Origin of the sequence: Nitrosomonas oligotropha, assembly GCF_009833085.1 — a bacterium.
GTDB classification, from domain to species: domain Bacteria; phylum Pseudomonadota; class Gammaproteobacteria; order Burkholderiales; family Nitrosomonadaceae; genus Nitrosomonas; species Nitrosomonas oligotropha.
Genome location: NZ_QRBZ01000024.1, coordinates 69,534 through 94,934 on the forward strand (window position 1 = coordinate 69,534; position 25,401 = coordinate 94,934).

Here is a 25,401-nt window from a genome sequence, read left to right on the forward strand (position 1 = left end):
ATTCCACAGAAAGAATGGAGCGGGAAACGAGGCTCGAACTCGCGACCCCAACCTTGGCAAGGTTGTGCTCTACCACTGAGCTATTCCCGCAATAAGAAGTTGCTGTGTGACCGGAATCACTTCAGAAACGAAGGGTGGATTATAGAGATGCTGTACGTTTTGGTCAAGAAAATGCAGACCGAGAATGAATAAAACATTTTTACTTAATCGTGATGAAGATTCCGAGTGATGAACGGTGGTATCGTATGCGTATACGCTATTGACCGTTTGAGACCGACAACAATGCAACCAACCGTGATTATCAATCAACATCGACATACTGCAATCATCGCGGGGGCGAGTGGAAAGAAGCTGCTTGTGATTAAGCTGGGAAAAGGAAAACTGACAGTGACAACGATATCGCTGCAAGAAATCAACGCGCAGGGATATACGGTCAGTGATTATTCACCCGCGCTGGCGGCGCAATCTTATCTGCAACATGGGGCGGGGGTCAGTGAGAAAGCGAGGCACTTGCTGGAAAAAATAGCCGCAGGTGAATTCTCTGATCAGTTATTGTTTACATCCCATTGAGTACATTGAAAAATCATGCGTTTCGCCTGCGGCGGGATTCAAATACAAAAATACTAAATTCCGGTGCCTGCGGCGATTACATCCGTGCGAATTTGCGCTTGTGAGACGTGGCTTCCCGGCGGAATACTATGTGTCAGCCAGACATTGCCTCCGACCGTTGAACCGTGACCGATGGTGATACGCCCGAGAATAGTAGCGCCGGCATAGATCACCACATCATCTTCAACGATGGGATGGCGCAGATTGCCTTTCACCAAAATGCCGTGCTCATCGACGGGAAAGCGCTTGGCGCCGAGGGTGACAGCCTGATACAACCGCACATTGCGGCCAATGACCGTAGTCTCACCGATCACGACGCCGGTTCCATGATCAATAAAGAAGCTATCGCCGATCTGCGCGCCCGGATGGATTTCGATGCCTGTGAGCGAATGAGCGATTTCCGACATCATGCGCGCGATCAGCGGCACGCCCAGCTGATTCAGTTCATGCGCGATGCGGTGGTGAATGATCGCAGTAATCCCCGGGTAGCATACCAATACATCGTCAATGCTGCGCGCTGCCGGATCGCCTTCATAGGCGGCACGGATGTCGTTTTCCAGTAAGCTGCGGATTTTGGGTAACTGCTTGGCGAACGTATTGGCAATGCTCGCAGCATGCTCACGAATCGACGGACCGGCAGTTTCCTGCCCCGAGACAAAGAACAATTCGTGGTGAATCTGATCGATCAGGTCGCGTAATGTAACATCCAGGGTATGTCCTACGTAATAATCGATGCCTTCATCGGAAATGCTCGGTGTGCCCAGACGATTCGGAAACAACGCCGCGCTTAACCGCTCAATGATAGATGCCAGAACTTTCCGTGAAGGCAGCTTGGGGGGCTTGTTAAGCCGTTGCCGGTGCTCCAGGGAGGCCACGCGTAATGCGCGTAATTGGGAAACTATATGATCGATTTCCAGGCGATTGACTTCTGATTCAGCTGTGTCCTGTGTTTTGAGTTCGGTGGTCATGTCTTCAATCCATTTCGTACAATCTGCTTTTCAATGCCATGCCTCAATGTTTCAACTGGCTCTGCGGATAGTTGGGGAACAAATCAAGCCGCCTGGGTTTGATAAAGACTTTCTCTCCCTTGGTGAGCTGCAATTCGCGAAACCGCTCCTTACTGATTTCAGCGTGCACCGGGTGTCTTTCTTTGTCGTTTTCGCGTACCAGCTCCAGCCTGACAATCGGGCCTACCGATAGAATATGAACAATCTGCGCTGCCAGCGCCGCTTCACCATTCTGGGTACGCTCGACTTCGATTTCATGCGGGCGGACATAAGCAATGGCAACCAATTCTTCCGCTTCCGCATGTTCCGGCACATCGACTTCCAGATCGCCGATCCAGGCACGGCCGCGATGTAAGCGGCTATGAAATAAATTCACGTTGCCGAGGAATTCGTACACGAACGGATTGGCGGGTTGATCGTAAACTTCATCCGGTGTGCCGACTTGTTCGATCCGGCCTTCGTTCATGACGACCACCCGGTCGGCGACTTCCAGCGCTTCTTCCTGATCGTGCGTGACAAATACACTGGTAATGTGCATGTCGTCGTGCAACCTGCGGAGCCAGGAGCGCAGCTCCTTGCGCACCTTAGCGTCCAATGCGCCGAAAGGCTCATCGAGCAATAACACTTTCGGTTCCACCGCCAGTGCCCGCGCCAAGGCAATACGCTGGCGCTGGCCGCCGGAAAGCTGGTGCGGATAGCGGTCCGCCAGCCAATCCAACTGCACCAAATGCAATAGTTTCATCACGCGGTCATGGATTTCCTCTTTGGAAGGGCGGAATTTCTTCGGGCGTACATTCAAACCGAAAGCGACATTCTGGAAAATCGTCATGTTGCGAAACAAGGCGTAATGCTGAAAAACAAACCCGACTTGACGGTCGCGCACATGCTGATCGGTTGCATCTTCACCGTGAAATAGCACCTGCCCGCTATCGGCGGTTTCCAGTCCGGCGATCACGCGCAGCAGCGTGGTTTTGCCGGAACCCGAAGGCCCCAGTAGTGCCAGCAATTCACCGGAGTGCACTTGTAAACTGACATCATGCAGTGCGGTAAACGTGCCGAATTGTTTGGAGAGACTGATTACTTCAATGCTCATTCGAGACCTCGTTGTTTTTGATGTTGTTTGTTCCGGAATTCGATCAGTGTTTTCAGCGCTAGCGTCACCAATGCCAGCAAGGCCAGCAGTGAAGCCACAGCAAACGCGGCGGCGAAGTTGTATTCGTTGTAAAGAATTTCGACGTGCAATGGCATGGTATTGGTGCTGCCGCGGATATGACCGGATACCACCGATACCGCGCCGAATTCACCCATCGCGCGGGCGTTACACAAAATAGCGCCATACAGCAAACCCCATTTGATGTTCGGCAGCGTGACATGATAAAAAGTCTGCCAGCCGCTTGCGCCCAGCACCACAGCCGCTTCTTCTTCCTCTGTGCCCTGCGCTTGCATCAGTGGGATCAATTCACGTGCGATAAACGGTACCGTTACAAACACGGTCGCTAACACGATACCGGGAACGGCAAAGATAATTTTGAGATCGTGCTCCGCCAGCCATGGTCCCAGCCACCCTTGCAAGCCAAACACGAGCACGTAAATCAACCCGGAAACCACCGGCGAGACTGAAAAAGGCAGGTCGATCAATGTGATCAGCAGATTCTTGCCGCGAAATTCAAATTTGGCGATGGCCCAGGCCGCCGCGATACCGAATATCAGATTCAAAGGCACCGCAATAGCCGCTACGAGCAGTGTCAGTTTGATGGCGGAAACCGCATCGGGATCGGTGATTGCCGCGACGTAAACTTCCATGCCCTTTTTCAAAGCTTCGTAGAAGACCGAGATCAGAGGTACAAACAGAAAGAGTGTTAAAAATACCAGCGCCAAGCCGATCAAGGACCGGCGTACCCAGACAGGTTCCTGTGTGGCGCGCTGCCGGAAGGTTTTACCGGCTAAGGGGAATGTAATCGTTGTGGTCATTATGGTTCTCAAGCTTGCATGCTGCGGCGCCGGCTCCACCATTGCAACAAATTAATAATCAATAACAGAGTGAAAGAAATCACCAGCATCACGACCGACAAGGCCGTGGCCCCGGCATAGTCATACTGTTCCAGTTTAGTGATAATCAGCAGCGGTGTGATTTCGGAGATCATCGGCATATTACCGGCGATAAAAATCACCGAGCCGTACTCGCCGATCGCGCGTGCGAAGGCCAGCGCAAAACCGGTCATCAAGGCGGGATAGAGTGCCGGGAAAATCACGCGCGTGAAGGTTTGCCAGCGGTTGGCGCCGAGTGTCGCAGCCGCTTCCTCCAGCTCGGTTTCGATATCTTCGAGCACCGGTTGCACGGTGCGCACCACAAACGGCAGGCCGATAAAAGTCAACGCTACGAAAATCCCCAGCGGCGTAAAAGCCACTTTGATGCCGAGTGGCTCAAGAAACTGACCGATCCAGCCATTGCCGGCATACAGCGCTGTCAGTGCGATGCCCGCCACCGCGGTCGGCAGGGCGAAGGGGAGATCCACTAAGGCATCGACTATTTTCTTGCCGGGAAAATGATAGCGCACTAGCACCCACGCGACTAACAAACCGAAAAAGGCATTGACAGTGGCGGCGGCGAACGACGCGCCGAATGTCAGCCGGTAAGAAGCCAGCACGCGCGGGGTGGTGGCAATTGACCAGAATTCCGGCCACGTCAATTCGGCGGTGCGAATGAACGCGGCCGACAACGGAATCAAAACGATCAGACTGAGATACAACAGTGTGAATCCCAATGCCAGATTGAACCCTGGCAAAATACTGTATTGTTTGAAACTGCTCAATTAAGAATTCCTCGTGTTGATTTAGATTCACCCATCATCAAAAGCTCGTACGCCCGCTTTGGATACGGCGCAGTGCGGCGACCAGAAAATCGACATCCGCACAGGTATTGTACAGCGCCAATGAAGGACGAACCGTGGTTTCCAGACCAAAGCGGCGCAAAATCGGCTGTGCGCAGTGATGGCCGGAACGCACGGCGATACCTTCACGGTTCAACGCTGCGCCAACTTCTTCGGAGCTGAATCCCTTCAGCACAAAAGACAGCACACCCGCTTTTTCCGCGGCCGTGCCGATCAGACGTAAACCCGGAATCGTACTGAGGCCGCGTGTCGCATAAACCAGCAGCTGATGCTCATAGCGGCTGATGTTTTCAAGACCGATGCGCTGAACGTAATCAATCGCAGCGCCCAATCCGACGGCATCGGCGATATTGCCGGTACCGGCTTCAAAACGGGCGGGTGCTGCATGATAAATGGTTTTTTCAAAGGTGACATCCTGAATCATATTGCCTCCGCCCTGCCAAGGCGGCATGGAGTTGAGCAATTCTAATTTGCCGAACAGTGCGCCGATCCCGGTTGGAGCGAATACTTTATGACCGGAAAAAACGAACCAGTCGCAATCGAGTTGTTGCACGTCGACGCGCATGTGCGAAACCGATTGCGCGCCATCCAACAGCACGCGCGCGCCAACGCGGTGTGCCATCGCGATCATTTGCTGCGCCGGTGTGATCGTGCCCAGCGCATTCGAGACTTGCGAAAATGCCACCAGCTTGGTGCGTGAGTTCAGCAGTTTTTGATATTCATCCAGCACTATCTGGCCGTGATCGTCCACGGGCGCAATGCGCAACTTGGCGCCTTTCTCGGTGCACAGCTGCTGCCACGGCACGATATTGGCGTGATGTTCCAGCCAGGAAATGACGATTTCGTCGCCTTCATTGATATGTTGGCGTCCCCAGCTTTGCGCGACAAGATTGATACCTTCGGTGGTGCCGCGGACAAAGACGATTTCATCGACGGATGGCGCGTTCAGGAAATGACGGACTTTTTTGCGCGCATCTTCGTAGGCATCGGTTGCACGCGCCGCCAACTCATGTGCGGCACGGTGGATGTTGGAGTTCTCGTGTTGATAGAAGTAGCTGAGGCGGTCGATGACTGATTGCGGTTTCTGTGTCGTCGCGGCGTTGTCCAGCCAAATCAGCGGACGGCCGTGCACCAGTTCTTTCAATATCGGGAAATCCCGCCGGATGGCATTAACGTCGAACGGCGGATGCGCAGCCGCATAGGCCGGTAGCGGTGTGCTCGCCGTTGGCGATGCGATGCTGTCGAGAAAATAGAATGACGATGCCTGGCCTGAATTGGCTGGGATGGCGGCATGTGCGAGCGTGGCTTTTTGCGCCGGTGTGAAGAGCGCGCGCAATTCTTCCTCAAACGGTAGCGGGATGGCCGATGGAATAGGGGAAGTGGCCAGATTGAAATGATCCGCGCTCAATGCGGAAATCTCCGGCGCTGGCAGCGGCGCAGCCGCTAGTGCTCCCGCAGAGGGGGCGCCAGTCTGCGCTATGCCGGACACAGCGGAATAACTTTCTTTTGCCGATGAAAACAAGGTGTTGAGTTCATCCTCGAATGGTAATGGAATGGCTGAAGCGTACACAGAACTTCCCGCGCGCGGATGATCCGCAGGGAATGACGGAACTTCCAGCGCAGGCGCCGATGTGACCGTGGACGCCGCTGCCGCGGAGGAGGGTACGCCTGCGGCAGGCGTCGCATTGGGCAAAGCGGAAAACATTTCGTTGGCCATGCGTGTCAGTAACTCGACATCCGGCAGATAGGTGGATGCCGCGTCCAAACTTTCGCCTGAGGGATGATCGAGATTACTTGTACTCATGATATTTACCCACTTCGACATTTTCGAGCACGCCGAGCGCATCCTCGGTCAATACCGCCAGCGAGCAATAGAGGGAAACCAGATAAGAGGCAATCGCTTTGTGATTGATACCCATGAAACGCACCGATAATCCCATGCCTTGCTGGCCCGGTAAATCCGGTTGATAGAGTCCGACCACACCTTGGCGGCTTTCACCGGTGCGCAGCAGAATGATGCTGGTTTTTCCGCCAGTGATGTTGAATTTGTTACTTGGAATCAATGGAATGCCGCGCCAAGTCAGGAATTGTGAGCCAAACAATGAAACAGTCGGAGGTGGAACGCCACGGCGGGTACATTCACGGCCGAATGCTGCAATCGCTTGCGGGTGCGCGAGGAAAAAGCCGGGTTCTTTCCAGACACGTGCAATCAGCTCATCCAGATCATCGGGGGTGGGTGCGCCTGTACGTGTTTTCACCCTCATCGATTTTGCGGCGTTATTGAGCAAGCCGTATTCCTTATTATTGATCAGCTCGCTTTCCTGGCGTTCTTTCGCTGTTTCGATCGTAAGGCGCAACTGTTCGCGGATTTGATTGTGCGGGCTGCTATACAGATCGGAAACACGGGTATGCACATCCAGCACGGTGTTGACCGCACTCAGGACATATTCCCGTCCCCATTCTTCATAATCCACGAATGTCGCGGGTAATTCACGTTCGTCCTTGGCGGAGCAATCGACTTCCACCTGATCGGGATCCTTTACTTTATTCACGCGATAAATACCCGCCTCGACCGGCACCCAGTGCAGCAAGTGGGTGAGCCAGCGTGGCGTGATGGTTCCCATCATCGGGACAGTTTTTGTAGCATTGGCAAGCGTGCGAGCGGCTACATCACCTAATGCGGTATGGCCTTGATGAATATCGGTCATTGTAATTCTCCTTGGATTATGTCAATAAAGTTGCAACGTGTAACGTGTACTGCTTCAGGCTTGTGAAACGAGTTGAAAAGATGGCGTATGGATGTTCTCCTTTTGTTTTAATTAACCGATCTTGAAGCAGGTGTCAGCTCGGTTGTTTTGATCACGGATACCGGTTTGCCGAGTAGATTGCCTTGCAGATAATCGACTTCGATGCGTTTGGCGACCGCTAACTGTTCCGCTGTTTCGATGTCCCGCACCAGCAAGCCTGCGCCGAAGCTATGGACGGTATCCGCCAGTTCAGAAATGGTTTTATGACGCATCAGATCGCTGGCCGAGATTCGCACCACATCCGGATACAAACTGCCCAGTTCCGCCATCCAATCGCTGCTGGTGCCGGAGTAATTGGCAGCGATCCGGTAGCCGCGCGAACGGTAATTACCGATGACATGCTGCAGCAATTTCCAGTTGCGGTTGACGATAGCCGGGATTTCGATGACGACGCGCGAGGTTTTTACACCGATCAGGTCGAGAAAATTCTCAAATGCGCGGCCGTGATCGTCTTTGACGCTTTCCAGCAAACGCGGATGAACTTCGACAAATAAATGGTCCGACCGGGACGTGTGGTTGAAATAATAATTCAATGAATGAATCGCCCGGCATAAGCGATCCAATTCGATTAATTGATCGTCTTTGGACGCCATGGCGAATACTTGCCATGGCCAGAGTGCGATTTCTTCGTTGGATTTGGAGCGCACATACGCGGCATGTGCGATGGTTTTACCCTGATCGATGCTGAAAATGGGTTGAAAAACGCTGGTTAATTCGCATTGATAAAAATATCCGCTGATCCAGCCGTTGTCAGCGCGTTTTAAGGCGTAGTCGGTGGCGGAATTGATAAGCTCAAATTCCTCGAGAGCGGTAAATGTTTTTTGTGCTGATGTATTCATGGAATTATCTCCATAGAAATTAGCTGCAATGCGCAGACAGAGAAAAGCCGGTTGTTTTATGTCGAGCTTATATTTTTATTACTAGTGAAATCGTTGGGGATGATTTCTATTTTCAAGCAAGCGGTTACAACAACCATCTTTATCAGCAGGATAAGTATATAGTAATTCTGAAACGGGCGGCAACGCGGTTGTTTCGATTGCGGAAACCGGTTTGCCGGGCAGATTGCCTTGCAGATAATCGACTTCGGTGCGTTTCGCGGTCACTAGCTGTTCCGCTGTTTCGATGTCCCGCACCAGCAAGCTTGCGCCGAAGCTATGGACGGTATCCGCCAGTTCGGCAATGGTTTCATGGCGCATCAGATCGCTGGCCGAGATTCGCACCACATCCGGATACAAGCTGCCCAGTTCCGCCATCCAATCGCTGCTGGCGCCGGAGTAATTGGCGGCGATCCGGTAACCGCGTGAACGGTAATTACCGATGACATGCTGCAGCAATTTCCAGTTGCGGTTGACGATAGCCGGAATTTCGATGACGACGCGCGAGGTTCTTACACCGATCAGATCGAGAAAATGCTCAAATGCGCGGCCGTGATCGTCCTTGACGCTCTCCAGCAAACGCGGATGAACCTCGACAAACAAATTGTCCGACCGGGACGTGTGATTGAAATGATAATTCAGCGCATGGATTGCCTGGCATAGGCGGTCCAATGCAATCAATTGATCGTCCTTCGATGACATGGCAAAGACTTGCCATGGCCAAAGCGCATTTCCCGCAGCCGATTTGGAACGCATATAAGCGGCGTGTCCCATGGTTCTACCATAATTGCGGAGGCTGAAAATGGGTTGAAAAACGCTGGTTAATTCGTATTGATGAAATTGTCCGCTGATCCAGCCGTTGTCAGCGCGTTTTAAGGCGTAGCCGGTGGCGGAATTGATCCGCTCGAGTTCTTCGAGGACTGTAAAAGTTTTTTGTGCTGATGTATTCATGGAATTATCCCCATAGAAATGAACGCTGCTACGCATAGACAGAAAAAACGATGGTTCTGGTACAGGCTTGATATTTCTATGGGCTGCAATTGAACTTGTTAGTGATATCTACGTGCTTGATTGTTTTTTTCACTGAAACCTTTACAACAACTGTCCTTATCGGTTGGGTAGATATCCTTTAATTTGCGTTTCAGCTCGTTTACCGAACGATGGCAATAAACGAGCGGAATACCATTACGATTCGCTTGCTCTTTGATCGAGTTGGCAAAGTTGTGATTAATGAAGTCGCAAATAACGATGATCAACTGTGTTTCATGTGGAAGCTGCCGCTTATTAAAGCCTTTTGCGCGGCCGCTCCAATGTTCGATGCGTGCATTGTGTTGCGTGGCAATAAGATGCTTGAACGATGCCACGTAATCTCCACCAACAATAAGAACAGTCATGTTGAATCCTCTTTTTTTGTTAGCGCGCCGCAGCGCGCTATGTTGTCATTACTTCAGATAAATCTGATCGAACGTGCCGCCATCCGAGAAGTGGATTTTGTGTGCATTCTTCCACCCGCCGAAAGCCTCGTCGATTTTGAATAATTCAATCTTGGGGAATTTGGCGGCATACTTTTCAGCTACTCCAGCGTGCGTAGGACGGTAAAAATGCTTGGCGGCAATTTCCTGGCCCGCTTCGGAATAGAGGTACTCCAGGTACGCTTCGGCAACTTGGCGTGTGCCGCGTTTGTCGACCACTTTATCGACTACCGCGACCGGGGGTTCCGCCAGAATACTCAGCGATGGAATGACAATTTCGAATTTTTCCGCGCCATATTCCTTCAGCGCCAGAAAGGCTTCGTTTTCCCAGGAAATGAACACATCCCCGACACCGCGCTCGACAAAGGTGGTGGTCGATCCACGCGCGCCGGAATCCAAGACGGGTACATTTTTATAGATGCTGCTGACGAATTCCTTAACTTTGCTTTCGTCGCCGAACTTGCGTTTGCCGTATTGCCATGCCGCCAGATAATTCCATTGCGCGCCGCCGGATGTTTTTGGGTTCGGCGTAATCACGGCTACGCCAGGGCGGGCCAGATCATCCCAATCCTTGATGCCTTTGGGATTGCCTTTGCGCACTAGAAAGATGATAGTCGAGGTGTATGGTGTGCTGTTCAGCGCCAGCCGTGATTGCCAATTCTCCGGCAGCAATTTGGCTTTCTCGGAGATGGCGTTGATATCGTTGGCCAATGCCAGTGTCACCACATCGGCTTCGAGGCCATCGATGACGGAACGCGCCTGCTTGCCGGATCCACCGTGCGATTGCCGGATCGTAACTTTTTCGTTGTTTTTTGCTTGCCAGTATTTGGCGAAAGCCGCGTTAAATTCTTGATAAAGCTCGCGGGTTGGATCGTAGGATACATTGAGCAAGGTTTTTTCCGCCAATGCGTTACTACCGGCAATCAAACCGGCTGTTAAGAGGCCTGCTGCTAGGCATGTTTTAATGTTCATGAGGTTTGCTCCACTAGAGATTTAAAAGGTTTTATAAAAGACTGATAAGCACTTCAAAGTATAAGAAATCCGTATCTCCCGAACGTTGGTCGGTGCAGGGGTGCTTGTGCAAGGTTGCGCAAGAGGTTGCTGCGATACGGTTTTTGACGAATTCGCCCGCAGTGAAGTGGGTGTAACCGAGAATGGTGTTAATGCGCGGTGTCGGTTGATAACGGATGCGTCCTTCAAAGGCATGGCCGCCGAAATCACCGCTTTTGCCGGTGCGGTCGCGATTGAATCCGGGATCCTTGATGGTATTGCTGATGTTGCCATCGAGAATATCGAACATGCGATCGGTGTTGCTGGCCAGCCAGTACCCGCCGTAACCCAGCTCAAATCCCAGTTTCTGCGTCGGGCTGAATTCAAAGCGGATTTTCGGTGCTTTCAAGTTTTCGTAAATCACATAGTGATCCGCCGACCAAGGGCGCGCAAATCCGAAGAAACGGTCAAAACGGTTGTCGACATTGTCAGTGGGATTCTTGTCACCGCTGGCATAACCGTAAAACAGACCAATCCTTGGTTTCCAGGCATACTCGAAGGTTTTTCCAACTTCGATAGTGTAACCCTGTGCTTCGATGCGATTGGGTCCGGTATAGCCAAGCTGACGGTTATAGCTGACATCGAAATCGAACAAATTGCTGACCTTGCCGTAAGCGCGGAATCCCGGCATATGGATTTCGCGGTCCAGCCGGTTGGTGGCGGTGAAACCATTAGGGTCGGCCGTTTGTTTCTGACCCATGTAATACGGTTGTATGGTGATGATGTCGGACCATTTGCGCCAAGTGCCGATGGCGCCGAAAGTCCACAAATGATCGTTAGCCTCGTCGAATTTGGTTTGCAAACGGCGGACCGGCTGCATACCGAATAAATCCAGTTCCCAATCGTTGGCTTCGCGGCCAAAATTCAGGCGGAAACCTTCAAAGGTATTGGTGGTGTTGCGCCATTCGTTACGAGCGATAAAACGCCGGTCGGTTGTTTCATACGCGAACCTGCCCACCCGGAAACGGATCGGGCGATCATTGCCGCGATCATCGGCGCCGAGTGCTTTTTTGAAATACAGCTCACCGTATGCATTCAGCAGGTCGTACTCGTTTCTTTCCTGATCGGTCGATACAAACCGGTTGTTATAAACCCGGGAGTCCTGAAATTCGACCGCAAAGCGGAATGGATCGAGAATTTCTTTGATCCCTATCCATGCGCGTTGACGCAAGAAAAAAGGATCGTCGTTGCCGCCTTCGATACGGCGGACATCGTTATGGCGATGTTCGTAGCGCATGCGGGATTCCAGACCGATTTCCAGCCAAGTGATATCTTTGAATGCCTCGACACCGATATCGCTCAAGCGGCGCACATAACGCGGCGGATCGGAGTCCGGATTGGTGGCGTAGCTGTTGGAGCGCTGATGATAGCTGGCTGGCTTTTTTACCTCGGCGGTTTTTGTCTCCGGCACAATGGCGGGCAAGCCTTTTCCAGCTTCGGACGGTTTGCCCTGCGCCGATGCTTTACCGGCTGATGGCTTAGCCGTTTCATCCGGCATTTGCTGCACAACCTGCAGGATTTTTTGTTGCGTTGCTTGAAAATCAAGCGTTGTTTTTTGATCGGAAGATGCTTGAGTAGCGCTGATAGTCAGTGCGCTCAATGTCATAATTCGCGATATGTACCAAAGAAATTTCACTATATTCTCCTGAGTAAGCTTTCCGGAAATTCCGTCGAGCTGCTCAATTCGTTTAATGCCGCCAGTACTTCCGGCTGACGTTGTTAAGGGATGGATTGGTTTTGCTGCATTGCTTGAACTTGAAGCTTAAATCGTTTAAGTAGTTACGATTTTAGTGTTTTCCGGTTTGGCCCGCTCTGGTTGACACGAATTTTCTCCCGGCACTCAATTTGAACTACTCTGCTGCCGTGGATGGTGATTTCAATCGAACCGTATTCGATGTTTGCAACCGCGCGCAAAATTTCCTGCGCGACCTCCACGGGAATCTTCTTGATTGGATCGTTGTTTGCAACAATTTTGTGTTCCAAACTGGAATCGGTGGTCATTGATATTGCTCAGCACAGTAGTAAAAATTGATGGAAGCGAAAGATAGCAACTTTTTTATATAAATAGAAATAATATTTTCTAATTTCTATATAAGAAAAAATCATTATGGCGCACTATAGCAAGACAATACGCCACTGCTAACTGTCTGACGGTAAAAGCAATTGCACTAAAAATTGATTTTTGGGTGCAGGATTGCTGAGTAGATGTACACTGGATCAGCCGGATTAACAACGAAATGAGCGATTCATCGTTGTAGCGTCACACCGATGAAACGATTGCAGTAAAATGCAGCACTAAAAAGAGGAAAATCCGGATCGGCAATGACCGGCATTTTTCTCATTTACGCCCGGATCGATTGGGCTATCGTGAATTAAATTGGCTAGATATGAATAATTTAAGAAGGTTTATGTTTTTTACGGTGCTGCTGATATTGCTAGTGTCCATTTCCGGCTGCTCTGTTTTTATGGCGGCCAAGCAGCCCGAGAAAAAGGATGTCAGTTTATTGAAAGAAGGGACATCCAGGGCCATGCTGATATCCGAGTTTGGCGCTCCGCTGGTCAGTGAATACCGGGATGGCAAACGGTTTGAAATCTTTAAGTTTACTCAAGGATATAGCACCGGCGCGAAGGCGGGCAGGGCATTTCTGCATGGCGCGGCTGATGTCGTTACGCTGGGATTGTGGGAGCTGGTTGGCACACCTGCGGAAATCACCTTCAGTGGCGATGACATGGCATTTCAAGTGCGTTATGACGAAAATGACATTGTGGATGAAATCGCGCTGATTAAGAAGGAATAGTCTACCGCTAAGCTAAGGAAGCTCTGAAAAATGACTGTGCTCGTTCAAGCTGTGTTGAAATCAAGCTCAAAATGCTCATTTACTCGATGTAAATTGCGCTTTTTCACCTGATTTCGCCTTGCCTGATCATTGCTCGCTACCTTTTTCAGAGCTTCCCTAACGGAGGGTTTAGAAGCGCGCTTGTGAATTACTGGAGAATGCGGATGAGAAGCTTGCCGGTCTTTTTCATGAATTGTTTTCTTGCTTGCTGTCTGGCTTGGGCGAGCATTGCGTACGCACTGGCTGAGGATGCCGCCTGTGAACAAACCGGCGCGACGCATATCTGGATCTCGCCGCTGAATCCCAAAACCGGCGAGCCGGTCAAGATCATGGCCGTTTCGACGGATGGGCCGGTTACGGCATTGGCGCTGGTCGATAACCAAGGCCGGCGCACTGCACTGCAATCGCATCGCCGTGGCGGACCGCCTTGGAGTCTCCTGAGTGAGCTGGAGGAAGCCGGTGAAGGGCAATACCGTATCGAAGCCAGCCGCGATGGTAAGCTTTCCGCGTGTCATCAGTTTACTGCGAGCGAATCAAATCCGCAGGGACGGGCCAAAGAATGGAATCTTGCCACCGAAGCTTTCTATTCCGCCTGGATTGAAGCATTGTTCGGTGCGCCGCCCGAAGAAAATCTCAGTTTCACATCGCTGGAACCGGTGTTGCGCAACGCTGGGCGTAATTTCTTGCACAATTATCTTGGTCTGAGCGAAGACAATAAATTGCCGCTGACACCCGATTGCGCCGATTTACCGTACACTTTACGCGCTTATTTCGCCTGGAAGGTTGGTTTGCCGGTCGCTTTCCGTGCCTGCGGGCGCGGTTCGGCCAAGACGCCGCCGCGCTGTGGCGTACCCACCATCATGACGGAATTTACCCGTGGTATCAGCTCGCAGAGCAGTTTTACGAAATTCAGCAGGCAGCTGGTCAATGCCGTCCACTCCGGTTCGGCGCGCACCGGGCTCGACGATGAAGTGACGGATTTATATCCCGTGGCGCTGAATCGCGAAACACTCTGGCCGGGAACGGTCTACGCCGATCCTTACGGCCATATTCTGGTCGTGGCCGAATGGGTGCCGCAAACCGAAGATCGGCCCGGCATGCTGCTGGCGGTCGATGCGCAACCGGACAATTCGGTCACACGTAAACGCGTGTGGGAAGGCACTCTGCTGTTTGCCAATACCGCTAACGCCGGGCCGGGTTTCAAGGTATTCCGTCCGTTGATTCAAACAGCTGCGGGCAAATGGCGGGTGCTGGCCAATGACGAATTGACCGATCATCCTGAATTTACGGCTTTCTCATTGGAACAAGATCAACTCACCCCGGATGATTTCTACGCCAAGCTCGCCAAACTGATCAATCCGGCCGGTTTCGATCCCATACAAGCTTACGAAGCGACATTGGCCGCGCTGGTGGAACAGATCGAAACGCGCGTCACATCGGTCAACAATGGCGAAGCGTATTTCCGCAAGAATCCGCGCAGCGTCATTCCGATGCCCAGCGGCGCGGCGATTTTTCAGACCATCGGCCCGTGGGAGGATTACTCCACACCTTCGCGCGATATGCGCCTGATCATTGCGATCAGTGTGTTAACCGGCTTGCCGGAAAAAATCCTGCGTCACCCGGAATTGTTTATCCTCGGCAGCCAAAGTCCCGCGCAAGCCAAAGCCCAAATCGAACAGCATCACGCGCAACGCATTCTGGAAGACAGTATCCGCTACACGCGCAGCGACGGCAGCACGTGGGAGCTATCGGTAGCGGATGTGCTGGCACGCAAACCGGCTTTTGAAATGGCCTACAACCCCAACGACTGCGCCGAAATCCGCTGGGGCGCTCAACCGGATACGGAAGAATACATCACCTGCCGCCGCCATGCACCGGCGGAACAACGCGCGAAAATGACGCAATACCAGACTTGGTTCAGAGAAACGCGCAGACCGGTGCAGTGAGAAAACATTCTGCCGCAGCAGTAAACTGACGAACACCGGAATGTCCGAGGACTGGCTCAGTGCGGTCAACCTGTTTAATGCTGCTTCTGGTAGCGCTCGATATCATGCCGTTGTGAGCAAAGGATTTTGAGGTAATCGTCAGATTTGTCACATCATATTTTATGCCGATTTCTAAGCTCGTTAAGCAGCTAAATTATTGCATAATTAAATACAGTTAGATGTCAATGGAATTGAAAATGCAATCTATAACGTACGATGCTAAATCTAGGTTGATTAATGAATTTTTTGAATGTGATACGAATCAATTGCAGAAGGATTACCCCTCCATTCTGGAAATTAATGTTCCGAAGAAAACTTTTCTTTATCGTCAAGGTGATCGTTGTTCCAATTTATTCTGGGTAAAAAGTGGCATTGTTAAACTCTCTCATTTAACCGAGCAAGGGGGGGAAATTACTATTGACCTGGTTAAAAAAGGGGATGTCATTGGTTGTTTTCAAAATAATTTTGCCAGTCAGGAAATAGAGGAGACTGCGCAAGCATTGAGCGAAGTTAATTACTATCGAATAGCCTATAGCGATTTTAAAGTAATGATGTCTCATCAAGCAGGGTTGGCTTGGTATGTCATTGAAGAAATGTATGTCCGGAAGCAGAGGGTAGAACGAAAGTTAAGAACTATTTTGACTCAACCTGTTGAGATACGGGTTATAACGACATTATTGGAATTGGCTGAGATGTTTGGAATCAGATGTACTCATGGGTATACCTTGGAAATCCATTTGACCCAGCAGGAAGTAGCGGATCTGGTGGGGGCAAACCGCTCAGTTGTGAGCACAATTTTGAATGATTTCAGGAATCGCGGAATGCTTGATTATACGCGCGATCAAATTTGTATTAATGATGCTGCTCTTGTCGATTCTTACAGATTTCAGCAACCCTAACAACTTAGAATTTAGTGAGGAATTTGTGGATTTGTTGTTTAGATAACAGACACGATGACTGCCCTGTATTAATTTATTAATGGCGGTCACTATTGGAGTGACCAAAAAATAATAGAGGAGCATTCACATGAAAGTAATCTCGCCGCGCATGCACGGTTATTTTGATTTTTTGACAGTCTTTATTTTTTTACTGGCTCCTACACTTTTAGGATTAGGCCAGCTATCAGCAATGCTTGCTTATGCCCTTGCTGCAGTGCATTTGATTGTTACCTTGGCTTCCGATTTTCCTTTTGGGGTAGTAAAGCTAATTCCATTTACCGTTCATGGCTGGATTGAACGTATGGTTGGCCCCTTATTGATAACCACACCCTTTATCCTTAATTTTTCAACTGAAGAAGCAGCAAGGAATTTTTATATTGCGATGGGTATTATTATTATCGTGGTTGGTATGCTTACTGATTATCAAGCTGAAGTAAGAGACGAGAAAATTAAATAAAGATCGGCGACAGTAACACCATTTGATTAAGACTGTTATGTAAGTGGCCACTGAGGCGGCCACTAAACAAATAATCTTGAAAGTATGCTTGGTTATTTGGGTATGTTTATTGACAGAACCGGCTACATGAGAATAGTTAATTTATCAAAATACAGACTTCTGCTGATATTTTGTTTTTTCTCGTTCAAGTAATACGGGTGATTACATAAACTGCTGGATATTGAGTTTTTTCCTTTCAAACGCCTCCAGAGGCGAGAGATTTGTTGACTCAGCGGAGTCACCAAATCAATCCGGAATAAATTTCAGCACATTACCATTGATGCAGTAGCGCTTATAGCTCGGTGGCGGGCCGTCGTTGAAGACATGACCGAGGTGGATGCCGGAGCTGGCGCTGCGGACTTCGATGCGGTGCATACCGTGCGAATTGTCGTCGTGCAGTGTCACCGAGCCTTCGACGGGATCGAAAAAGCTGGGCCAGCCGGTGCCGCTGTTGAATTTTGTCTGGCTGAGAAAAAGCGTGGCGCCGCTGATCGGGTCGACAAATTTTCCGGGGCGTTTTTCGTCCAGGTTAGTAGCGGTGAACGGCGGTTCTGTGCCCTGCTCAAACGCTACCTTCTGCTGTTCCGGTGACAGCAGCTGAAATCCCAGCCATTTCCAGAAATTGGCTTGCTCCCCGTTATATCCCGTGTAGCGGGTGACTTCCTTGCCGTTCCGGAACAGCACGATGGTGGGGGCGGCGAACAGCGGTTTTTCCAGCGTCCAGCCGACTGGTGGATTGGCGTTCATGGTCGCAACGACCGGTACTTCCGATTGCCAGCGGCTGAGAATATCCTGGTCAAATTGTTTGCAGAACTCGCAATGCTCGGCTTCGAAGATAACCAATTGTTGCGCAAAGTTTAAATCCTTACCGTCCAATGGCTTCATGCGATCGGCGATTGCTGCGTCGTTTTGCGCATTTTTCTGACTCGTGAGCGGATACTTTACCCCCGTGCCGCCGAGACCGCAGTAACCGTCGGGATTCTTCTGCAAATAGTTCTGATGATATTCCTCGGCGGTGATGTAATTTTTCAAGGGCAGGATTTCAGTGGTGATTTTTCCGTATCCGGCGGTGTTCAGCGCTTGCTGGTAAGTTTTTTGGGTATTCAGCGCCAGATCTTTCTGGGTTTCGTCGTGATAATAAATGGCGCTGCGATAATTGCTGCCGATGTCGTTGCCTTGGCGGTCGCCTTGTGTCGGGTTATGGTTTTCCCAGAATTTTGCCAGCACGGTTTCCAGCGTGACTTTCTCCGGATCGAAAGTGACCTTGATAACTTCCGCATGGTTACGCGCCGTTACCCGGCCCGAGCGTAACATCCGCTCGTGATCCAGAATCTGCTGATACCCTACACCGGGAAGATCGCCGCCTGCGTAACCGCTTTCCACATCAAGCACCCCCGGAATTTCTCCCATGCGCTTCTCCGCGCCCCAGAAACACCCCATGCCCAAGACGATGTAATCTGTATTTGAATTGATTTGCCGGTTTGATTCTGTGGAACGGGATGTCATGGTTTTCTCCATCGCAAATGCTGTCATTACAATGATTAAACTGATTGTTGCCGCAATAATCGCTTTCATAGTCTATCTCTAATGCAAAATGAATGAATTTTCGACATTCCGGGATAGCTTCGGTTCGTGCGGCGGCGGCTCATGCCGCAACTCTCGCATATTGTCGCCATTCCCGGCAATTGCTATCGGCTTTCATGGCGCTGAACGGGCGGGTAACGGCAATCTACGGTTTCCAGTGTTTCACGAAAGCGTCCCGGATATGTCGCACGGCGGCATCGTAGCGCAACCGGTACTGTTCGGCATAGATTTTGTTGTCGCTATATAAAATATGCGCCTTGCCGCGCGTGTCTTCATCCACGGCGATCTCATTATGATGCGGCAGTAATCCCCGGCCGGGAAAGTCTTTCTTTTTCAACAGATCGGGTGGAATGAACGTAATCGATTCGGCGACGCCGTGAGTATCGCCTTTTTGCGCATAGCGGCCGGAAATGATTTTTCCTTGCCAATACTGGGCGGCATCGGCAGCTGTGCCTTTATTCAGAAGGGCATTCCGGGAGAATTTCTGAAAATCGAAGGATGTTCCTGAACTATACTCCGGTTTTTGCGGCAGGCCGGCATCCGGTTGATCGGGATCGAATAATTGCAAATCTCCATTGCTCACCAAGCCGAAATGGCCATAACTGGTATGCGCGTAAAAATCGGCTATCGCATGCGCGGCGAGATGAAATGCGTTAAGGTTTTTCAAACTCGCTTGCTCGAACTGTGCCAGCCGGTCTTTGACTAAATCCCAGCCATCCGCTATGTAACCGTTATCGAAGTGATCCCTGGGATCATAGGATCCGGGTAAGTCGACATCATCGATGGTCAGATTTTTCTGCCATAAAACACTGGTGAAATGCCGGTTGAGCGAATTTAAAACCCAAGGCGGGCAAACATCGGCTGAAAGCGCTTCATTCAGTACGCTTTTATGAACCCACCCGGCGAATTCCGGATGCAGGCTGGACCAATCTCGTTTCAAATCTTCCGAAATTTTCTTTTTATAGACCGAGGGTTGCTGCGTTTGCCATAGATGCACATCATTGAATAGATAATAAGGCACATACTCGGCTTTATCCGGCAGATCTTTTTTTACTTCAGTCCGTTTTTGTATTTTTTTCGCGTGAGCCGGTTCGATCGCTTGCCAGTAACCGGCTTCATCCTTGTACATGACCCAGACATGATCGAAGTCGTGTCGTTTTCCTTGAGTCCATGTTCTGAATTTTCCCAGCGCGACCCTGACATTGAATGAACTGATGCCGCTCGCCAGCAATAACGATGCGATCAGGAGTGCGCGATCCTCGCAATCGCCCGATTTAAGCGCAAGCGTTTCCTCCGGAAATTGCCACGGATCGAGACCGTTGGTGGGCAGGTATTCGATTTCCTTGGCCACAAACTCGGCAATGATATTGGCGCGGAAATCGAACGATCCTGGATCTCTGGAGCGGAAAAATTCCCAGCTGGCGTGCGGTAGTTTGGCAATGAATTTTCTAATCTCATTTTCCAAGGTGCGGCGCATCACCACATTGCGCTCGCTTACCAGGAATTCCCGCACATCGATATCGTAATTGCCTTTGCTGTGTCCTACCGGGGGGCGCGATGAAGGAACGATGGATTCGTGGACGATCCGCTCTCCGTCCCAATTCCAGTTGTGTGACCGTGAGATCTTTGAAAATGTGAAACACATGTTTTATTCTCCTTCACGAGTAGGTGGTCAGAACGGATAGCTAACTTGGCACTCTTATTATTTTCAGCATGACAGATCTGTCGCATTCATACAATCGCGGATTCGGAAATTCACCGCTAACCGATTCATTTTAATCACATCCGCTATTCCGGAACATATCGAACGCGGTGTTTATTCCGGTGAAAAACGTATTTAACCGGCAAGAAGTGGTAGTGTATGTTTTACCTTGATCAACAATCCGTGGGGTACTTATATCATGAAGAATATTTTATCGATCTTAGCAATGGCAATCGGGGTGCTTTTATTCAGTAGTGGAATCAATGCCTCAGGCTATGCAAACAAAACGGAATCCGGGGGAGAAGGGGTTGATTCGATGATCCAGGCCATCAAACATGCGGAAAAAGCGAGAACGCATAAAGCGCATGCCGAGCATATTATTGAGCATGCGGAGAAGAGCCTGGAGTACGCCAAGAAAGCTGAGGCGGAAGCGATAGCAGGCGGAAACGACAAGGGAAGGAGACCCATCACGGAATCCATCCGGCATTTGGTCGAGGCGATCAGCCACGCCAAACAGGGGCATACCGATATCGCCGGAGAGCATATTACCGATGCGCTGGAGCAGATGCATCAATTTGCCACGCAATGAGTACATTCGATTGATCACGCTATCCTGATAATACGTCGGATTAACTCGGTTGAGATAAATCGATGTTGTTCAACAGGGTAGCGTGAAGGTGATCAGCGCATCAGGGTTGTTTTACTTTACGCAGGTAGGGTTTCAGTGTTTTCCAGCCATCGGGATAAATCTTCTGAGCTTCTTCGTTACTGACCGAAGGTACGATGATCACATCGTCGCCTTGCTGCCAATTCACCGGTGTCGCCACCTTGTGTTTCGCGGTTAACTGCATGGAATCGAGCACCCGCAGAATCTCATTGAAATTACGGCCGGTCGTCATGGGGTAGGTCATCATCAGTTTGATGTTTTTATCGGGACCGATGATGAATATCGAGCGCACAGTCGCATTCGTCAGCGCAGTCCGTCCTTCCGCCGAACCGGTTTCATCCGCGGGAAACATATTGTACAGTTTGGCGACGTGCAAATTGGTATCCGCGATCACCGGATAGCGAATCGGCGATCCGCCGACCTCTTCAACGTCTTTCAGCCATTTCTCATGATCAGTAAGCGGATCGATGCTCAGCCCGATGATTTTAGTATTCCGTTTATCAAACTCGGATTGGATACTGGCCATATAACCTAATTCCGTTGTGCAGACAGGGGTGAAATCCTTAGGGTGCGAGAAGAGTACCGCCCATTTGTCTCCAATCCATTCGTGGAAATCGATTTTTCCGTGCGTGGTTTCTACCTGAAAATTGGGTGCTTGATCATTAATGCGCAATGACATGGATAACTCCTTGGTTTTAAGTTGATTAAACGTGTGGATCGATGATAGTTCAATACTTAACAGGTTGCGTGGGCTAATCGGGGCGGTGCGTAATAGAGTATCCCGGATCGCTCCCATCATGAAGCTGAGTCACAGTATATTTGAAATTTTTTGGAATGGACCACAATTTATCGATGCAGTTACCGCCAATGCACGGCTAACAATCGATATCAGCGCATTACAAAAAATGCAAAATACCGATCAGCGATGCACCGCCAACCGCATAGATGAGCGGGCTATCCCAGGTATGCGGAGAAAAAGCTTCAGCCAGGGTAATCAAAACCGGCACCGTGAGCACAGCGGCGATGAATTGGATTGTGCTGAAATAGGAGTGGAAAGCCAGAATGGCAATAAAAGTTGTGATGAATACGCATGCGCTACCGGCATAACTACGAACGTATTTTTCCTGGGTAAACAGCGCATAAGTCGTATATTTTCTTTTTCCGAATTTTATTCCCACCGGCTCGGCAAGACCGTCGCCGATGCCATTGGCAATAATGATGATCATAATCACCGGCAGCAGCGCATGACTCTCAAAGTAGGCCAGCAAGGGAATGAGTACCAAGTAGCTGGCGATAAACTGGGTATAAAGCCAAGTCAGCGTCAATGGCCTGTCTTCCGGCCGGTCAAACGAGCGGAACATCATGGACAGCAGCTTGATCCGATTGCGCAAGGGCGCTATAAAAAATGTCAGAAAAATAATGGCGCAGACTAAATCGATGAAAAATGTCGCTGCGCTATAGGGATATTCAATCACTAACGACAGCAAAGTCGGCAGGAAGAAAAAAGCGAAATGATTGATCTTTCTTGTGTAATTGACTTTAAAATTTCGATGAATGACGAGTAATCCACACACATAATGGATTAAAAACAGCAGTGCATAGAAGATGGTGTGATGCAGCCAATATTCGGCTGGGATATTCATTTCTGGGTTACAAATCCGGAGATACTCAGGTTGGCAATATTCTAAGCGAGATTTGCTTTACCAAATCGGGCAACTGATTGAGCTAGCTATTCTAAAAGATAGAAGCCGCAGAACCCGGAGCTCACCACGAACCTAATCGATGGATTATCGTTCGTCTGAAGCCGGTGAGCTTGCCGGGTGGGCGATAGATTGCTTCAGTGTAATCCTTTAGTTCACTTTTTCAAAACTGCCGTCTTTTTTGATCCATACTTCATTGGTGAAAGCGTTGTAGATCGTTTCCGCATCGGTTGCGAAACAGTCGGCGACGGTTTGGCTTGTGACGGTATCTTTAAGCGCGAAGGTTATCGGCGGAGTGATGGTTAATATGCCCGGTATGCTTTCCGGTAAGCTGCCCAGTGCGTTGGTGATGTCGAAGCAAATATCGGAGTTAACAATCAGGTTGGTCGATTCGGCAGGTGCGTTGACGGTGCAATGCTTGCCGCTGGCGAAATTATTGACCAGTGATTGAAAGGGATTGGGAATTCCGGGAATGGTAATCGTGATGCCGTTAATCGCGGAAGAAGTGATATTCGATGTCGTCAGAATGGAAATGCCTGAAGCGGAAGATTGTTGCGGTATTTGGCAAAAGCCATTGCTGGTTGGCAGTGGAATACAGCGGCCGTTGGTGGTCACGTTGACGACATTGCCGCTTTGGGTATAGGTCATGCCGGCTGGCGCGCTGGCGGTATTACACGCAGAGATGCCGCCGTTGCCGCCGGAATTATTGATCTGAGCGATTAAATCCGTTAATGGCGAAATGATTGCCGGATTATCGCCCCACGGTCCGCCCATGACATACACATTACCGTCGTTTTTGTTGATCCCGGCATAAATCCCGGTATCCGGATAATGCCGGAATATCCAGGGATCGATATTCTGCGTGACTTGATGAGTTGGAAAATACGAAGGGTAGGTATTTTCAGCCCAATTCAGCAGTATCTCGGTATCGCTGCTTGTATCGGCTGACGCTAGATGGAAGTTCCCGGACAGAAGGATTGCACAGGCGCCCATGGCAAAATTTTTCAAGGTGTTTCTCATTGCATGATCTCCAATTTTGTTAAAAAATGACCGGGAAGAATATCATACTGTGAATGCAAACTGTGTCAGCGGGCATGCTGGTGGCGCAAGATATGGGATTCCCGTTTGCTGTACGTTGTGACCAAGGAAACGCAAAAGCAAACGTGCGCGGAATGCTCCGATTTGTATTGATTGGCTTCCCGGAAAGGGGAATTTATTCTATTTAAAACCGTCGCGCCAGTTTCAGACCTGCCAAACTGAACAGTCCTGCAATGGTCAAGTAAAGACCGACGAGTGACGTACCGCCAAAGTCGCTGAGCGCCTGGGCGGCGATTGGAGCGACTGCCCCGCCCAGAATGCCGCCCGCATTGAAAGCCAATGAAGCGCCTGTATAACGCACCCGTGGAGGAAACAGCGATGGCAGCCAGGCGCCGAGCGGGCCGTAGACAAAGCCCATGACGAATAGCGCGAGCGATAGTGCTATCCATACCAGCCATAGCGACCCGGAACCGAGCAACGGCCCGAATAGTAATCCCATACCGATGGTTGCGGCGCATCCCCATGTCAACACCCGTGCCGCGCTGGTTGCATCGGCCCATATACCCGAGACGATGATGCCGAGCGCAAGGAACAGAATGGCAGAAAGCTGGGTAGTCAGGAAAACTTCACGGCTGTATCCCAAGGCAACCGTTCCGTGCGCGAGCGCAAAAGCGGTCGAAAGGTAGAAAATCGCAAAACAAGCGACCACCGCGAAAGTCCCGGCGAAGGTGACAAGCGCATGATTGCGGATCAATTCGCCGATGGGCACCGGAACCGGGGGATCCTTTGCCAGCGCTTGCGCGAATTCGGGCGTTTCGTTGATTTTTAATCGCACCCACAGACCGAGACCGACCAGAATTGCACTGGCCAGAAACGGTATACGCCATCCCCATTCGGCAAATTCCGCTTCGCTCAGCTCCATGCCGATCAACAGGAACAACCCATTGGCGGCGATGAATCCAATCGGCGCGCCCAGTTGCGGAATCATGCCGAACCGCGCCCGCCACCCCTCGGGAGCATTTTCAACGGCCAGCAGCGCCGCGCCGCCCCATTCTCCGCCCAGACCAAGCCCTTGCCCGAAGCGCAGAATACACAGTAACAGAGGCGCAACCCATCCAACCATCGCATAGGTTGGCAGGAACGCAATCAGCAAGGTCGACACGCCCATCAGCATCAATGATGCAACCAGCGTCGATTTCCGCCCGACCCGGTCACCGAAATGGCCGAATACAATCGCCCCGAAAGGGCGCGCGATGAACGCGAGACCAAAACTTAGAAATGACAGCATCAACTGCGCGGATGCAGAACTGGCAGGAAAAAATAATGGCCCGAACACCAATGCCGCCGCCGTCGCGTAAATGTAGAAATCGTAAAACTCCACCGCCGTTCCTACCAGACTTGCGACTAGTATTCGGCGATGCTGGCGATAGGGGCTGGTCATTATCGGTTTCCTTAGAATTTTCCGGGCAATCACGTCAAGGCGTGACTCCCTCTGTAAGAAATCTCAGTGTTGTTTACAGAGAGGTTGATAGAAATAAGCGTTGAGTATTTCATAAGGAGTAGCATTATTCAAACTCTTATGTGGCTTCTCGCTTGAGCCGTTCCTGGATGGTTTGTTCGACCTTGGCCAGGCGCTTGAGGCCGTACTGCAATGTTTTAAACCGCTGGTTAGTGCTGTCGCGTGGAGTAAATTCCTGTAGTCTGGCACGTTTCAGCACGTCATAAATCGTTGGACGGCTGACG

The 25,401-nt window shown here is 50.6% G+C and carries 24 protein-coding genes and 1 tRNA gene; 6 read left to right on the plus strand and 19 right to left on the minus strand.

Annotation, left to right across the window (positions count from 1 at the left end; genetic code table 11):
* Positions 1 to 15: 15 nt before the first annotated feature.
* Positions 16 to 90: transfer RNA gene (locus ABD07_RS08000), tRNA-Gly, on the minus strand.
* Positions 91 to 282: 192 nt separating this feature from the next.
* Here ABD07_RS08000 and ABD07_RS08005 point away from each other — a divergent pair.
* Positions 283 to 570, plus strand: a complete 288-nt coding sequence (locus tag ABD07_RS08005; protein ID WP_160817854.1) for a hypothetical protein — start codon at positions 283 to 285, stop codon at positions 568 to 570.
* Between the two features lie 53 nt (positions 571 to 623).
* Here ABD07_RS08005 and epsC read toward each other — a convergent pair whose 3' ends face one another.
* The 12 genes from epsC to ABD07_RS08065 all read right to left on the minus strand — a co-directional run bounded on the left by epsC (position 624) and on the right by ABD07_RS08065 (position 12,712).
* Positions 624 to 1,577 carry a serine O-acetyltransferase EpsC gene (epsC, locus tag ABD07_RS08010; protein WP_160817855.1) on the minus strand — a complete coding sequence of 318 codons (954 nt, stop codon included), beginning with the start codon at positions 1,575 to 1,577 and terminating at the stop codon, positions 624 to 626.
* A 43-nt stretch (positions 1,578 to 1,620) separates the two neighbouring features.
* On the minus strand, positions 1,621 to 2,709 hold the full coding sequence (locus tag ABD07_RS08015; RefSeq protein ID WP_108698494.1) for a sulfate/molybdate ABC transporter ATP-binding protein: 1,089 nt from the start codon (positions 2,707 to 2,709) through the stop codon (positions 1,621 to 1,623).
* Positions 2,706 to 3,587, minus strand: a complete 882-nt coding sequence (gene cysW, locus ABD07_RS08020) for a sulfate ABC transporter permease subunit CysW (RefSeq protein WP_160817856.1) — start codon at positions 3,585 to 3,587, stop codon at positions 2,706 to 2,708. The genes ABD07_RS08015 and cysW overlap by 4 nt, the downstream gene beginning before the upstream one ends.
* 8 nt (positions 3,588 to 3,595) lie before the next feature.
* Positions 3,596 to 4,429 carry a sulfate ABC transporter permease subunit CysT gene (gene cysT / locus ABD07_RS08025; protein WP_108698492.1) on the minus strand — a complete coding sequence of 278 codons (834 nt, stop codon included), beginning with the start codon at positions 4,427 to 4,429 and terminating at the stop codon, positions 3,596 to 3,598.
* Between the two features lie 37 nt (positions 4,430 to 4,466).
* The gene (locus ABD07_RS08030) at positions 4,467 to 6,311 is read right to left on the minus strand and encodes a family 2A encapsulin nanocompartment cargo protein cysteine desulfurase (protein WP_160817857.1); all 1,845 of its coding nucleotides are present in this window, start codon (positions 6,309 to 6,311) and stop codon (positions 4,467 to 4,469) included.
* The gene (locus ABD07_RS08035) at positions 6,298 to 7,215 is read right to left on the minus strand and encodes a family 2A encapsulin nanocompartment shell protein (protein WP_160817858.1); all 918 of its coding nucleotides are present in this window, start codon (positions 7,213 to 7,215) and stop codon (positions 6,298 to 6,300) included. Before ABD07_RS08035 ends, ABD07_RS08030 begins: the two co-directional genes overlap by 14 nt.
* Before the next feature lie 107 nt (positions 7,216 to 7,322).
* Positions 7,323 to 8,153 carry an EAL domain-containing protein gene (locus ABD07_RS08040; RefSeq protein ID WP_160817859.1) on the minus strand — a complete coding sequence of 277 codons (831 nt, stop codon included), beginning with the start codon at positions 8,151 to 8,153 and terminating at the stop codon, positions 7,323 to 7,325.
* Between the two features lie 81 nt (positions 8,154 to 8,234).
* Complete coding sequence (locus ABD07_RS08045; RefSeq protein WP_160817860.1) at positions 8,235 to 9,140, minus strand: EAL domain-containing protein; 906 nt, start codon at positions 9,138 to 9,140, stop codon at positions 8,235 to 8,237.
* Positions 9,141 to 9,238: 98 nt separating this feature from the next.
* Positions 9,239 to 9,583: a DUF2325 domain-containing protein gene (locus ABD07_RS08050; protein WP_108698487.1), complete on the minus strand. Its 345-nt coding sequence runs from the start codon at positions 9,581 to 9,583 to the stop codon at positions 9,239 to 9,241.
* Between the two features lie 48 nt (positions 9,584 to 9,631).
* Positions 9,632 to 10,633, minus strand: coding sequence for a sulfate ABC transporter substrate-binding protein (locus tag ABD07_RS08055; protein WP_108698486.1), 1,002 nt, complete (start codon positions 10,631 to 10,633; stop codon positions 9,632 to 9,634).
* A gap of 31 nt (positions 10,634 to 10,664) precedes the next feature.
* Positions 10,665 to 12,317, minus strand: coding sequence for an alginate export family protein (locus tag ABD07_RS08060; RefSeq protein ID WP_164502795.1), 1,653 nt, complete (start codon positions 12,315 to 12,317; stop codon positions 10,665 to 10,667).
* Positions 12,318 to 12,490: 173 nt separating this feature from the next.
* Positions 12,491 to 12,712, minus strand: a complete 222-nt coding sequence (locus tag ABD07_RS08065; RefSeq protein WP_108698484.1) for a YezD family protein — start codon at positions 12,710 to 12,712, stop codon at positions 12,491 to 12,493.
* A 407-nt stretch (positions 12,713 to 13,119) separates the two neighbouring features.
* Here ABD07_RS08065 and ABD07_RS08070 point away from each other — a divergent pair, with 407 nt between their 5' ends.
* The 4 genes from ABD07_RS08070 to ABD07_RS08085 all read left to right on the plus strand — a co-directional run bounded on the left by ABD07_RS08070 (position 13,120) and on the right by ABD07_RS08085 (position 16,928).
* Entirely contained in the window at positions 13,120 to 13,509 is a 390-nt protein-coding gene (locus tag ABD07_RS08070; RefSeq protein WP_160817861.1) for a hypothetical protein, read from the plus strand.
* 203 nt (positions 13,510 to 13,712) lie between these two features.
* Positions 13,713 to 15,494: a hypothetical protein gene (locus ABD07_RS08075; protein WP_240142477.1), complete on the plus strand. Its 1,782-nt coding sequence runs from the start codon at positions 13,713 to 13,715 to the stop codon at positions 15,492 to 15,494.
* Positions 15,495 to 15,730: 236 nt separating this feature from the next.
* Complete coding sequence (locus ABD07_RS08080; RefSeq protein WP_160817862.1) at positions 15,731 to 16,432, plus strand: Crp/Fnr family transcriptional regulator; 702 nt, start codon at positions 15,731 to 15,733, stop codon at positions 16,430 to 16,432.
* Positions 16,433 to 16,559: 127 nt separating this feature from the next.
* Complete coding sequence (locus ABD07_RS08085; protein WP_160817863.1) at positions 16,560 to 16,928, plus strand: hypothetical protein; 369 nt, start codon at positions 16,560 to 16,562, stop codon at positions 16,926 to 16,928.
* Positions 16,929 to 17,213: 285 nt separating this feature from the next.
* Here ABD07_RS08085 and msrA read toward each other — a convergent pair whose 3' ends face one another.
* Positions 17,214 to 18,542 carry a peptide-methionine (S)-S-oxide reductase MsrA gene (msrA, locus tag ABD07_RS08090; RefSeq protein WP_160817864.1) on the minus strand — a complete coding sequence of 443 codons (1,329 nt, stop codon included), beginning with the start codon at positions 18,540 to 18,542 and terminating at the stop codon, positions 17,214 to 17,216.
* Between the two features lie 154 nt (positions 18,543 to 18,696).
* Positions 18,697 to 20,196, minus strand: a complete 1,500-nt coding sequence (locus tag ABD07_RS08095) for a transglutaminase domain-containing protein (RefSeq protein ID WP_160817865.1) — start codon at positions 20,194 to 20,196, stop codon at positions 18,697 to 18,699.
* Between the two features lie 256 nt (positions 20,197 to 20,452).
* Here ABD07_RS08095 and smbP point away from each other — a divergent pair, with 256 nt between their 5' ends.
* Positions 20,453 to 20,842 (plus strand): small metal-binding protein SmbP, encoded by a 390-nt coding sequence (smbP, locus tag ABD07_RS08100; RefSeq protein WP_160817866.1) that lies wholly within the window; start codon positions 20,453 to 20,455, stop codon positions 20,840 to 20,842.
* A 100-nt stretch (positions 20,843 to 20,942) separates the two neighbouring features.
* Here the strand turns inward: smbP and ABD07_RS08105 are convergent, their stop codons facing one another.
* The 4 genes from ABD07_RS08105 to ABD07_RS08120 form a co-directional block, all read right to left on the minus strand.
* On the minus strand, positions 20,943 to 21,599 hold the full coding sequence (locus tag ABD07_RS08105) for a peroxiredoxin (RefSeq protein WP_160817867.1): 657 nt from the start codon (positions 21,597 to 21,599) through the stop codon (positions 20,943 to 20,945).
* A gap of 217 nt (positions 21,600 to 21,816) precedes the next feature.
* Positions 21,817 to 22,563 (minus strand): hypothetical protein, encoded by a 747-nt coding sequence (locus ABD07_RS08110; protein ID WP_160817868.1) that lies wholly within the window; start codon positions 22,561 to 22,563, stop codon positions 21,817 to 21,819.
* A 207-nt stretch (positions 22,564 to 22,770) separates the two neighbouring features.
* Positions 22,771 to 23,640, minus strand: coding sequence for a hypothetical protein (locus ABD07_RS08115; RefSeq protein ID WP_160817869.1), 870 nt, complete (start codon positions 23,638 to 23,640; stop codon positions 22,771 to 22,773).
* A gap of 202 nt (positions 23,641 to 23,842) precedes the next feature.
* On the minus strand, positions 23,843 to 25,099 hold the full coding sequence (locus ABD07_RS08120) for an MFS transporter (RefSeq protein ID WP_160817870.1): 1,257 nt from the start codon (positions 25,097 to 25,099) through the stop codon (positions 23,843 to 23,845).
* Positions 25,100 to 25,401 lie beyond the last annotated feature (302 nt).